Source organism: Bacteroides eggerthii, from assembly GCF_025146565.1.
Lineage (GTDB): Bacteria > Bacteroidota > Bacteroidia > Bacteroidales > Bacteroidaceae > Bacteroides > Bacteroides eggerthii.
The window spans coordinates 1,950,243-1,964,175 of the sequence record NZ_CP102258.1 but is presented as its reverse complement, the minus strand read 5'-3'; the positions used below and the strand labels follow the sequence as shown (position 1 = coordinate 1,964,175).

At 41.3% G+C, this 13,933-nt stretch carries 8 protein-coding genes; 3 read left to right on the top strand and 5 right to left on the bottom strand.

Annotation, left to right across the window (positions count from 1 at the left end; all coding sequences use genetic code 11):
• Positions 1-11: 11 nt before the first annotated feature.
• Complete coding sequence (locus tag NQ546_RS08060) at positions 12-1,958, bottom strand: glycoside hydrolase family 97 protein (RefSeq protein WP_004289606.1); 1,947 nt, start codon at positions 1,956-1,958, stop codon at positions 12-14.
• Between the two features lie 243 nt (positions 1,959-2,201).
• On the opposite strand from NQ546_RS08060, the gene NQ546_RS08055 reads away from it, so the two are divergent.
• The gene (locus NQ546_RS08055) at positions 2,202-5,309 is read left to right on the top strand and encodes a two-component regulator propeller domain-containing protein (protein WP_004289605.1); all 3,108 of its coding nucleotides are present in this window, start codon (positions 2,202-2,204) and stop codon (positions 5,307-5,309) included.
• 261 nt (positions 5,310-5,570) lie between these two features.
• Positions 5,571-8,024: a glycoside hydrolase family 31 protein gene (locus tag NQ546_RS08050; protein WP_004289604.1), complete on the top strand. Its 2,454-nt coding sequence runs from the start codon at positions 5,571-5,573 to the stop codon at positions 8,022-8,024.
• 111 nt (positions 8,025-8,135) lie between these two features.
• On the opposite strand, the gene NQ546_RS08045 is transcribed toward NQ546_RS08050, so the two are convergent.
• From NQ546_RS08045 to NQ546_RS08030, 4 genes are all read right to left on the bottom strand, one after another.
• The gene (locus NQ546_RS08045; protein ID WP_004289603.1) at positions 8,136-10,529 is read right to left on the bottom strand and encodes a beta-xylosidase family glycoside hydrolase; all 2,394 of its coding nucleotides are present in this window, start codon (positions 10,527-10,529) and stop codon (positions 8,136-8,138) included.
• Between the two features lie 43 nt (positions 10,530-10,572).
• Positions 10,573-11,721, bottom strand: coding sequence for an alpha/beta hydrolase-fold protein (locus tag NQ546_RS08040; protein ID WP_029429358.1), 1,149 nt, complete (start codon positions 11,719-11,721; stop codon positions 10,573-10,575).
• A 311-nt stretch (positions 11,722-12,032) separates the two neighbouring features.
• Complete coding sequence (locus NQ546_RS08035; protein ID WP_004289601.1) at positions 12,033-12,671, bottom strand: HU family DNA-binding protein; 639 nt, start codon at positions 12,669-12,671, stop codon at positions 12,033-12,035.
• A gap of 14 nt (positions 12,672-12,685) precedes the next feature.
• Positions 12,686-13,054: a hypothetical protein gene (locus tag NQ546_RS08030; RefSeq protein WP_004289600.1), complete on the bottom strand. Its 369-nt coding sequence runs from the start codon at positions 13,052-13,054 to the stop codon at positions 12,686-12,688.
• Between the two features lie 311 nt (positions 13,055-13,365).
• On the opposite strand from NQ546_RS08030, the gene NQ546_RS08025 reads away from it, so the two are divergent.
• Complete coding sequence (locus NQ546_RS08025) at positions 13,366-13,893, top strand: BT4734/BF3469 family protein (RefSeq protein ID WP_004289599.1); 528 nt, start codon at positions 13,366-13,368, stop codon at positions 13,891-13,893.
• Positions 13,894-13,933 lie beyond the last annotated feature (40 nt).

Here is a 13,933-nt window from a genome sequence, read left to right as displayed (position 1 = left end):
GCAAGGGAATATCAGCCAATTATCACCATTCCGCCATTGCAAGGAATAGTGATTTGCACTTCTTGCCTTTTGTTTAATTTTACAGTCTGCAAATCTCCCTCTAAATCTTTATTATCGCTATAAACTTTCACTTCTTTTCCTGCTTCAATCATAGGAAGTTTTACTTTTAACTTCAATGGCTCTTTTTGCGCATTTACTCCGGCAATGTACCAAGTATCCGCATGGCGACGGGCAAGCAAAATGTATTTTCCCGGATAACCGTCGATAAACTTCACCTCGTCCCAAACTGAAGGAACGGTCTTCATAAAGTCCATAGCCCAAACAGGGGCATCAGTCAAATTATTAGGAGCTAAAGCGAAATGCTGTACAGGACTTTGAAATAGGACAGCCGTAGCCAATGCAAACACATCGGAAGTAACACGACGGCTGCCACCCGGTTTATTCCCTGCATTATAATATTTATTCAAAGCGCTGCCACCAAAATCCATACTTCCCACCGTATTGCGTATAAACGGGTGTAAACAAGCATTGAATGATTCAGCATCACAACTGCCCTGAGAGAAATGCAGATTTTCACTGGCAAGTACAGCTTCACAAGCTACAAAATTAGGATACATCCGTTCCCATCCGCGAGGTAGTGTACAACCATGGAAAATAACCATCAGTCCATAATCATTGGCATCTGCAAGAATATCTTCATAAAGCTGCATGGTTACCTGCTTGTCACTGCCGATAAAATCAACTTTTATTCCTCGTATACCTATACTTTGCATCCATTTCATTTCTTTCCGGCGCATAATTGTATTATTCATAATGCCTCTCGGAGATTGAGGAGCATCATTCCAATACCCGTTGGAGTTATACCAAAGATAAAGTGCCACCCCTTTAGATGCAGCATAATCAGCCAATTCAGCTATCTTGTCCCGTCCTACCCAGCTATCCCATAGCGCATCGACCAATACGGAACTATAACCCATATCCGCACTAAAGTCAATATAGCGTTTTTGTTCATCATAGTTCATGCTATTATCACCACCAATAATCCAACTCCATGTACCGCATCCATACTGGAATTCCTGCGAAGCTTCATATAACGGTTTTACCACATCAAACATAACAGTAGTTTCCACTATTGGCGCCAATGTTCTCCCAACAGTGACAGTACGCCAAGGAGTTTCACCCGGCAAGGCCATACCCGGTGATACTGTTCCATTTCCATTATATTCACCTTCTTGTGGAAAACCGATTGTGTACAATCCATTTTCTTTTCCCAACAAGCGGCTTCCGCAATAAGCGCTACTTACTCCGGTTTCTGAAATCAATACCCAACCTTTATCTTCATTCTTGAACAGACAAGGAAAAGTATAACCATTCCCCCAACCGTTCTTCCCTATCACATCGTCCACTGTATAACTTGTTTCATAACTGGGAGATGTCCTTGCAAATCCCCCCATCGGCGCTGCCTGCGGACAAAGGAAAGTCGTACTGCCCTTGGGAAGCACAAATCCTGTAGCCTCTTTCTTTACAATACAACACAATGTATTGCCTTGTGGATAAATCCGATATTTAAATGCTATGTCATGATTGCTAACTTGAAAAACGATATCATATATCTTTTTTCCTTCTTTGGAGAATGTGTAAGTCTGCACATTTGCCTGATATTGCGGATTACTATTCTTAATCGTAAGAAGCTGATATTCTTCATTGACAGATGAAAGCTGACCAACGTTAGTTAATGCCATCTGCTGAGTAAAATCCCCAAGATTTGTTTCGATTCCTAATGGAGATTTCTGAAGGAAAGTGACACCTTCATATAACACACTGTAAGAAGGCATTCCCCCTTCATCCGACACAATAACACACAATTTCCCGTCCGGACCATACAACTTACTTTCTTTGCCAAATGCAAACGTACTTACCCAAACGAACACACAAAAAAACAAGATATGTTTTACCATTTTCTTTTAGATTAATTCTTTAGTCAACTATATATTTGCAAAGAAAAGCATCCTTTATCAAATTGCATTCTGACCATGTTTCAGAAACTTTCGCCTATGTTACAAATTGGCTTCTTTTACGCATATACTTCTTCTAAAAGCATTAAAATTCATCATAAAATCATATTTCGTCAAAAACTTTATAGAAATTATCAGGCATAACGAAAGTTTCCATAAATTTGCCCTTAATAGAAAACACGCAATATGAAACACATAATCACTATATTTTTTATATTTCTTTCATTACCTGCCATCGCAGAGAAATACTGTGTTTTTACTCCGATCAAGGGGACAGAAGGTTTGGGTGGAAACAGAGTACGCAACATTACCCAATTACCGGACGGTCGCATGATGATAATCACCGAAGGCTTATTAAACCTATACGACGGAACCGATTTCAATTATTTACACTATAATCAAAAACATTTTTGCCCATTGTCTGCATATTCAGGTTTCCATCACGAATACATAGATTCCCACGGATATATGTGGATCAAGAACCAATATCAACTTATGGTTGTAGATATAAAGCATGAATGTCTTGTGGAACAACCGGACAGCCTACTCGCCACATGGGGCATCAGTTCCCCTATAAAAGACTTCTTTATGGATAAGACTAAAAATATATGGATTATAAATGATAAAGACGAATTAATCCTTGTAGACAAAGACAATATGAAGGCAAAAACATTTTTGCCTTATGCATCTTCAACAGGCAACACTACCGACCAGCTCTATGATCTTGGTGTACTGGAAGACCAATTATACCTTTTTTACCGTTCCGGTTTATTGATTTGCTATAATCTTAAATCACATCAAGAAATATACAGACAAAAGCTACCGGATGAACTCCCTGAAGGGAAATACGAAAATACTTCCTATGTAGTACCCGGTAACAATACTTTTTATCAATTGCGTAACGGAAACAAAGGAGGAGTAATGCTGAATTACGATATAACAAGAAAAAAATGGAATATTGTATTTCAGACGGACTATCGGCTAAACAGCCTGTCTATCGATAAAGACAATAGCATATGGATCAGCTGTTATATGGGATTATGGAACATTGATGCCGGACTGACAAATAAACAATATATACCTAACCTCAAATTAGTAGACGGACGCACTATAAATACAGAGGTGAGCACACTCTATAATGACAATCAAGGAGGTATGTGGTTAGGCACTTTGGACCGGGGAATACTCTATTATCATCCTAATCGTTTCCGTTTTCAAAATATAGGTAACAGTTTGTTTCCAACCGCCAAAGACGTAAATATATCCGTAACATGTTTTACAACAGATCAAAAAAACATATTAGTAGGCACGAAGAAAGGCCTGTTTTATTATACTCTTGCCGACGGCAATTTAATCTCATACTCACAGGAATTATCCACTATCCATTGCAATGTTTTACTAAAAGATAGCCAGCAACGCATCTGGCTGGGAACTACCGGACAAGGGTTAATTTGTATAATGCCAAACGGCATAATCAAACAGAATATATTACCCGAACACACCATCCGCTCCGTCATAGAACTGTCAGACGGAACGCTATATTTATGTATCGACAATCAAGGGTTCGGTAGGTTTATCCCTGCCACTGAAAAATTTGAAAAAGTTACAGAAGTGCCTGAAATAAGTACTTTTACAGTTTACCAATTGATTCCCTATAAAAAAGACTGCTTAGCAGGTATCGGACAAAAAGGCTGGTTTATCTATAATTACAAAAAGAAAGAATACCGCTTTTTCCCTACTTCCCATATATGTAATTCTATCCTAACAGATAATCAAAAACAAATATGGATTGGCCTGGAAGACGGATTATTGCTATGGAACCCGAATACCGAACAACAAAAAACGTTCTATACAACTGACGGATTAGTCAACAATTCCATACGGTCCATTATTCAGAGTGAAGATAATATAATTTGGCTATCCACTTCCAATGGGATAACACGTATTACAGCAAATAATCTTCAAGAACCATTATCTTATTCATTTGCCAATTTCAATCAATATGACGGTGTAATAACGGACGAGTTCTGCGAACGCTCCGTTTTTATAGCAACCGACGGTACAATTTATTGGGGCGGTATCAATGGCTTTAACAAATTCACAATATCTCCGACTGTAACAGACAAACCATATTCAAGTCCCCTATTTACTGGATTCAAATTATTAGGAGAACAAGTAGAGAAAGGCAAAAATTACAATGGTAATCCAATATTGTCTCAACCTATAGCTCAGACTAAGGAAATCACACTAAAACATAACCAGAATTTCTTTTCTTTAGAATTTTCCGCTTTAAATTATATTAATCCCACACAGACGTACTATCGTTACCAGCTAACAGGCATTGATCATTCTGAAAGAGAAATCCGTTCTTCTGCCGGCAAAGGACATGCCACCTATACCAACATTCCACCCGGAACCTATACTTTTCGGGTACAAGCAGCCGATAATAATGAGATATGGTCAAATAAATATGCAGAAATGAAGATTACAGTAAAAGCTCCATTCTGGAAAACGACATATGCTTACATATTTTATATTCTGCTCATCTCAGGAAGTATCTTACTCTTCATCCTTACATATATACGACGCAAGCGCCGGAAGCTGTTGCGTGACCAAAAAGAAAAATTGGATGAGATGAAAACTACTTTCTTACAGAATGTCAATGAAGAATTGAAAGAGCCTGTCAACCGAATAATATCCCCTTTAGACAGTATGCTGAAATATATGAATGAAGGGAAAGACAAACTGCAACTTGAGGAGATCCGAAACCATGCCACAGAACTGAAAAAACTAATCAACCAGCTTTCAGAAGGTATACTTTCCCCTTTATCATCGGATGAGAATGAATGGACACAAGAGGAATTACTGGTTAACATGCGCCAATTACTGGAACAGCAAGAGAAGCGGAAAGAGCAGCTCAAAACAGCTCCAAAGCCAGTCTCCGACAATTCTTTACTATCGGTTGCCGATGAAGCTTTTCTTCGTAAAGTGCTGCAATATATAGAACAAAATCTCGATAATCCCGAATATTCAGTGGAAGTCTTGAGTCGTGATATGGGAATGGACCGCACCGGACTATATCGAAGATTGATTTCAGTGGTAGGAAAAACACCTACTAATTTCATCCGATCCATCCGCCTAAGACGTGCAGCCCAACTCCTGAAAGAAGGCTACACTGTTGCCGAAGTTGCCGACCTTGTTGGATTCAACACTTCCAGTTATCTAAGTAAATGTTTTCAGGAAGAATTTGGCATGCGGCCTTCCCAGTACATAAATCAGTGGAAAAACCGATAAACCGCCCTATTTTTCAACGAGAGTGTTGCTTTCCGCAACATTTGTAATCAACCTCCAAGTAGTTTCAGCCTACTTTTGCAGTATTATTCAAACATAAAAACAAAGTATCATGAAAAATGCAAAAGTGGGAATTAACGGAATATTTTTTCTAATATCCGACCGGGTAGCCACACCCCCAAAAAGTATAATACATAATAAAAAACTACTCAAAGCCCAATCTGTGTAAGTTTAAATAATATAAACATATAACATATTATCAATATGAGAAGAAGTATTATCATCATGGCTTTATGCCTGCTCACGTCATGGACATGGGCACAAGAATTCCAGAAAACCACATCGGGTATTAAAACTACTATTTCCGGAAAACAAACCGATATAGAAATTCAGTGGTTCGGTCCCAATACCCTTCGTGTTTTAAAAACGCCCCAAGGCAAAAGCGTTAAAAAAGAAAGTCTTTCTGTCATTGCCCAACCTCAAAACTCCGGTATTAAAATTACTACTCCCGGAAATGGCTGTATTGTCATGAAAAGCCAAACGCTGACAGTGATTCTTAACCCCCAAACAGGTATTATTACTTATGCAAAGCCTAATGGTGACGCATTACTTATTGAACAAGAGAATGTCAAGGCTTTTACTCCTGTTAACGATGCCGGACGCTCCACCTATAGCGTTTATCAAGGCTTCACAACAAGCAAAGAAGAAGGTCTTTACGGACTCGGACAGTTGCAAAATGGGCAAATGATGCAACGTGGCATGACTAAGCATCTGGTCCAAGGCAATGTGGAAGACGTTTCCCCATTTTTCCAATCTACCAAAGGCTACGGAGTGTTCTGGGACAACTACTCAGGTACAACCTACACCGACAACGAGCAGGAAACCTCCTTCTGTTCCGAAGTTGGCGATTGCATAGACTATTACTTTATGTATGGCGGTTCTGCCGATGGAGTTATAGCCGAAGTACGTGCATTGACCGGTGATGTACCGATGATGCCTCTATGGAGTTATGGTTTCATGCAGAGTAAAGAGCGGTATAAAAGCCAGGAAGAAACAGTAGGAGTCGTGAAAAAGTATCGCGAGTTGGGGATTCCCCTGGATTGTATCATTCAAGACTGGCAATACTGGGGGCACAATTATCTTTGGAACGCTATGGATTTTCAGAATCCTGCTTTCAGTCGTCCCAAAGATATGATTGACGAAGTACATGCCCTGAATGCCCGTATGATGATTTCCATCTGGTCCTCATTCGGCCCTGCTACCAAGCCTTACAGAGCTTTGGATAAAGAAGGATTACTCTTCGACATCGAAACCTGGCCGCAATCCGGTGTTGACGGTTGGCCGCCCAACTTGGAATATCCCTCCGGAGTACGTGTATATGATGCTTACAGTCCCAAGGCCCGCGATATTTATTGGGAACATCTCAATAAAGGAATCTTCCAACTTGGCATGGACGGTTGGTGGATGGACTCTACTGAACCGGATCACTTCAACCACAAAGAAAGCGATTTCGACCGTCAGACCGGACTAGGCTCCTACCGTAGTGTACGCAATGCCTATCCACTTGTCAGCGTAGGCGGTGTTTCCGATCATCAACGTGCCCTAACACAAGACAAACGTGTCATCATCCTGACCCGCTCCGGTTTCTTAGGGCAGCAACGTTACGGTTCCAATGTTTGGTCTGGTGATGTCCAATCCTCTTGGGATATGTTCCGCAAACAAATAACAGCAGGGCTAAATTTCTCGCTGACCGGTATGCCTCACTGGAACTCAGACCTCGGTGGCTTCTTTGCCGGTTCATACAATACAAGTTGGGGAGACAACAGTGCAACCCGTAATCCGATGTATCAGGAGCTTTATGTCCGCTGGTTGCAATTTGGTGTTTTCTGTCCAATGATGCGCAGTCATGGCGCTGATGTCCCCCGCGAGTTCTATTGGTACGGCAAAAAAGGCGAACCGATTTACGATGCCTTGGTTGATGCGGTCAAACTACGATACACTCTGCTGCCTTATATCTATTCCACCTCTTGGGATGTAACACATAACCGCTCTACTTTCATGCGTGCACTCTTCATGGATTTCGTGAATGACAAGCAAACATGGAATGTCAATGACGAATACATGTTTGGAAAGGCATTTCTCGTAGCCCCGGTACTTCACGCCCAATACACCCCGGAGGTACAACAAAAGACTTTAGAGGAAAATGAAGGTTGGAACCGTGATTCCAAGAAATCAGCCAAAACACCTATACTTACTGACTTTACCCATTCCAAGAACATGGAAGTCTATCTGCCTGCCGGTACCCGGTGGTATAACTTCTGGACTAATGAAGCCATAGAAGGCGGACAGAAACTTGTCATTTCCACTACTTTAAACCGTATTCCTCTCTTTGTACGTGCCGGCAGTATCGTTCCATGCGGACCGGATGTTCAGTACACCGGCGAAAAGAAGTGGGATAACCTGACCCTATGTGTATATCCCGGCGAGAACGGCAATTTCACCCTTTATGAGGATGAGGGAGACAATTATAACTATGAAAACGGAGCTTATACCGAAATCCCAATGAATTGGGATAATGCCAGTAGAATTCTTACAATCGGTGCACGAAAAGGAGAATACAATGGTATGCTGCAAAAACGTCAATTCATAGTGAAAGCCATAGACGGCAACAGTAAAACAGTGACTTATACAGGAAAAAAAATAAGGGTTAAATTGTAATTATCCCTTGCACCTATAAATATACCGCCGCATGACAGCTAAATACCAGCTATCATGCGGCAGTCATTTAATGTCATCGCATTTTATCGGCCTTATCCGGTTTAAATCTCTCTATATTCCGGCCTCTCTTGCAAAGAAGTCTATCATTTTCTTGAGAGTATTTTCATTGAAAGTGACAGGACCATGTTGTCCGCCGGGAACAGAAATAAATTCTTCCAAACGTCCCTGTGCCCTCAGAGCCTCAGAGAAAAAGATACTTTGACAATTGGGAACCACAGTGTCCGCTTCACCATGAATAACAATAAATTTAGGATCGTTTTTATCTATATAAGTAATGGGATTTAGAAGAGCCAACATATCCAAATTATCGGCGGGTACCCCGCCGATCAAAGCTGCCTCAGGAGAATTAGCCCCTTTAGTGGTATTACAGTTCTCCATGCGTGTCATATCTATCGGTCCGAACCAATTAACTACCGCATCCACCCGGCTGCTGAAAGAAGGATACAACCCTACATTACCTTCTAAATCTACCGTCTTAGCCCCTATCGTATAAGATTTCACACCATTGGTTGTCCCCGCCAAAGAAGCTAAATGTCCACCCGATGAAAAGCCGGTAATTCCTATAAAAGAAGTATCCAACTTATACTTGGCAGCATTAGCACGAATGAAACGAATTGCAGCCTTCACATCATTAATCTGTGCCGGGAATTTGGCATCCCCGCTTGAACGGTGATTAATGGAAACCACTGCAAAACCTTTATCAAGCAACGACTTACCAAAAACCTGAAAGGCTGCTTGTTTCATATTATTAGCAAACCAGGCACTGCCATAAATAAGTACCACCACCTTATAAGAAGGCTCGTCCATATCAGGCAAGTAGATATCCAACTTATGACCTTCCAGTTTGTCATCCGCATAACAGATGTCCTCCCAACGACAATCGGAAATCTTATCTTCTATCTTAAAATAATCAAAATCAGCATATCCTCCCACTTCTTTCGTTGCGTAATTGAACAAAGCAAAGCGATAGCCCATGAAGTGCGGCATGGTATATTGCATCTTCAGGACGTTACCGATAGCTTTCCAATTACTTCCATCCAAGCTATAATAGAAATAGCCTTTATCGACTTTGTTCCTGAAGTCACACTCTGCTTTGAAATAAACAACCTGCTGGTTCAACGGTACTTTTTCCACCTCTGCGGGAGTTTCATTCTCACCATTCACCATCACAATATATTTCTTGCCATCAGTAACCTTAACACCTACCTGTCCATATTTACGCTGGAAAAGAGACAGTCCCGCAAAGTCTCCCTCTTTCATTCCTGAAACATCCATACTGACCGAACCTGTACAAACAGGACCGATAGTACGTTGCGTCAATATATTCTTAGCTTGTGTAAAAGAAGTCTCCATCCGACCAGTTGTCAACCGCAAATATCCCTTACGGGCAGAAAGAGACCACAACGCATTGTCCGGATTATGATTCCATTGCCATACTAACGGCAAGGCACGCTCTCCTTTCTTCCGGTTGAAATCATCAGAAGCAACAATACCCGGAATGAGTCCACGACTATCGGGCAATTCCAACTTAGCAGGAGCACGCCCATTCACACCCAAAACAGGCCATCCATCTTTCCACTCAACCGGAACAAGATAAGGAATACGACCTACCGCACCGCAATCCTCAAACAGATAAGCAAACCAGCGTCCATCCGGTGTATCCACCAGCCCACCTTGTGCAATTCCACGATCCTGAAAAACGACTCGTCCTTCATAAGGTCCAGTTATCTTATCAGCACGATGCACAATCACAGTACGCACTCCGCCACGTGGCCAAGTGATATTAAAAAGATAATACTTCCCGTTTACCTTGAAAAGTTGTGAACCTTCAGCACCCAGCATGATATTATCTCCGGCCGGTGCACTGGCATTCTCTATCAGCACCCTCTCCGTACCCGGCTTTACGCCTGAAAGATCCGGTTTCAGCTCTGCCAAAAAGAGTTTCCCATTACCATATATCATGTAGATATGCCCGTCCTCATCAAAGAAAAAAGAATGATCATGATAAGCGGGAGAGAATTCCGTACACTTCCAGGGACCTTTTTCAAGATTTTTAGTGGTATAAAAATATGTCTTGCCCGTAGTCTGAGCGAAAGTGGAGAGATAGTACACTCCCTCGTGATAGCGAAGACAACTCGCCCACGACCCACGCCCATAAGTATTTTTCCCGTCATCCAAGTTCATGGTAGGTATATTGGCAAGCGTATCGTAAGCATAATTCACCAATTTCCAATTCACCAAGTCATTTGATTTCATAATAGGAACTCCCGGAGACATATGCATCGTAGTGCTGCTCATGTAATAAGTATCCCCCACACGCAGCATTGACATATCTGGTGCATCAGCATAAATCACAGGATTAGTTGCAGGCTTTTGCGCCGACAGCGGTAATAGTATGCAACAAAACAAGTTACATAAAAGTAAAAGAGTTTTTTGTTTTTTCATATTTGTATTAAACTACATGTAATTATCGTCTTTATATTAATTCTTATTGAAATAGCAATTGTGCGTACTGATGCAACGCCCTGCGCCAAGTCAGCCACTCATGTGCAGTTTCAGGAGATTCATAATAGGTATATTTTATCCCCTGTTTATCCAACATTTGCCTGAAAGCTTTTACAACACCGGGAAAAGGAGCCGGCTCGGAAGTCCCCAAACCCAGAAAGAAAGACTTGAATTGCCTGTTTACCGCTTTCCCATCTTTAAATTTTCCACCTAAAAAAGTATCAGCATCCAAAGGTTCCGTACTCGGATAGTTGGATGTACCGCTAAAACCACCATAATAGGCAAAAGCCTCCGGATAATTCATGGCAATGCGCATCGTTTGATTTGCCCCCATTGATAAACCGGCAATAGCCCGGCTCTCACGATTAGGCAATGTACGGAACTTCTCATCAATCATTGGTATGACCTCTTGCATCAGCACTTCCTCAAATACCGTTGTCTGGAAAGGAGTTTGTTCGCTCGGCCTGGTTGCATAACCATTATCCATGACAATCAGCATCGGGACTGCTTTCTTCGCAGCAATCAGATTATCCAATATCAAATTCGCTTTACCCTGACTGCCCCAACCCGTTTCATCCTCAAAGCTGCCATGCTGAAGATAAAGCACCGGATAATGCCTCTTCGTATTGACTTCATATCCAGCTGGTGTATACACGAAACAACGTCTCCACGACTGTGTAATTTTAGAATAATAGTTCAACTCACTCACCAAACCATGAGGTACATCTTTCAAAGCATAAAAATCCTCATCACGTGCCGGAATTTCAATTCCACTCCCCCAACGTCCTGCACCATAAAAATATTTCGTACCCGGATCGGGAACAGATGCCCCATCCACATTCAACTGATAATAATGAAACCCCTCTTGCTGACGTTCTGATTCTCCCGTCCAAAACCCTTGCTCATTCTTTATCATGTCATATTTTACACCACCAATATCAAGCTGTACTTTTTTGGCTTCCGGTGCATAAAGTTGGGCACGTACCCTCCCTTCGGAATTAACCTGAGGGTATGCTTTCCCTAATTGGTTTACGCTTGAAGGTCTGAAATCTTCAAGAACTTGTGCATAAGAGAGCGAATTAAGATTCGTCAGTAATGCAAAAGCGCCAAATAATGTGATAATCTTTTTCATTGCCATATTGTGAAACTGGTTTAACAATATTACAAAGAAAAACATCTTTTGCTAATTTCTTTTCCAAAATCTGTTGCAGATTCTTTTGCTTATGTTACATATTTCAGAAAAGTATACAGCCCAGTGCAAATTCTATAAATATTATATTCTACTGTCTAAAAGTTTAGTTTATCTCATAATTTAATCAAAGGCCCAAAAACAAACAAAAAAAGCCGCTGAGAAGATAACTGTAGCGGCTTGCTTACTGAAAACGCTCAAATAAAACAGGATCCAATGAGTTATAAAAAAGATTTTGCCAGTACGCCAAACTCTTAGTTTTCGGTCTTTTCTCCCACTATAATCTTTTCATTATCAGCCTTTACATATACTTTATGCGAACCTTGTCCCACTGTTGTCAAGTATCCTTTTTTCACCAACAAATTAAGATCATTCAGTGCTTTATTCTTCAAAAGTCCCGTAATACCGCTATAATCTTTGCGGGTAATGAAAGGATGTGTCTCCAAAAAAGCCAATAGTCGACGGTAACGTTCCGCACCACTGATTTCGGCACTATGCCTGAAGCCATATCCCGCCTTGACACGTTCCACAAAACCTGCGCACTGCTTACGAAAGCCAGGGGATACCCGAAAATGTACTTTGCCGAAGAATATGCTCTGTGCATGAATCTCCTTCTTGTCCTCCACCGGACGGGACACCAGTCCTGCCGAGAAATATCCCATGTTGCCCAGCTGCACATGATGCCCTTCGGAAAGATAGTAGGAAATGCGGTCCTCAAATGCCGCCAATAATCCTTCGATGTCTCCGGGAGTAAAGCTGGATGCATGTGAAATATCACTCACCAGCCGTTTGGTAGTGATAGTTCCCCTGTTTACGATGCGGGGATAAAGGGGTTGTAACTCGCCGTCGCCTTTTGGATTGGGCTTTCTTTGGAAGTCATATTCTGCTGCCATGGCCCTTTTAGTTTTTATTTGATTAATAATATTGTTGCGGTTCCACCACAGAGTATCACAGTTTTTTCAGAAATAAGAACAAAAGAACAGATTCTGCTGCGGTGCATGGTTTTTAATCTTATGTCCTTCTGTCTAAAATAAAATAAGGAGAAAAAAACTCTGTGAGACCCTGTACTCTCTGTGGTGTAATCTAAATTATCATTTCCCCCGTCGTTTTTGTCTTTTTGCTTCAGCAAAAATGCCGTTATGCCTGCAGTATAACTTCGTTTTGCATCTGCGGGCTGTGCGGGGGACAATTGCGGGCCAGACAGCCCGCAGATGGAAACCGTCCGGCCCGCAATTGAAAAACGAGGTTTTACTACTTTCAAAGATACAAAATCCATGAGGTAAAGTCAAGTTTTTGCAGGTTTATTTTTCAATTTTTCTTATTGTATCATATCGGTTATATCAGGCAAAATATTTCCAAAGAAGAGGCTGTATTTACTCGCTTCGGCACGTTTTGTAATATAACTTGCAAGCTCTAAGAGACGAAGTGTATTCTTCAATAATTAAAAAAAACAAAAGTCAGCAATGAAAGTAACCTTGACGAAGGAAGATCAAGACCACGGGACAGAAACTATCTATCAGTACTTGCGAAGCGGAAACGTTTATCAGCAAAATCAAGTCGGAAACCAAAGGAAAGTATATCAACGGATTGCGTACTATACTGGAATATACAAGTGGCAACAGCGGTGGACATTACGAACACATAGACCGCCTGCCACACATCTGTCCCGCATTGGAATATGGACGTGCACACGAGGGCAAGCAGCGAGTGAAACGTTGCAACAGCATTGTACTGCTGGAAGTGCGGAACCTTTCCGGGCTGTCGGAAGTGGAGCCGGTGAAAGAGCAGGTGTCACTATTGCCGCAGACCTATGCCACATTTGTCGGAAGCAGTATTCAAGAGATGTACCGCTATGCTTCGTTCATAGGGACGAACAACTTTTCCATTAATACTAAAAAACGTGGAACAGAATCAAAGAGAACAAACAAAGGCATACAATACCACATTGTAAGGTCTTCAATTTTCTCAAAAAAACAAGTGACGGCAAATTATTGCCGTCACTTACCTACGCACTTGCCAACACAAACCAACAATCACTTATATTTAGTACATCTTTCAGGGAAATACCTTCCTTTGCAGCGTATTTTGTTTTCCATGTCAGTTTTTGTTTACTAATTATTAAAAATAGAGGTTTGCCAGTCATTGTAACCGGATA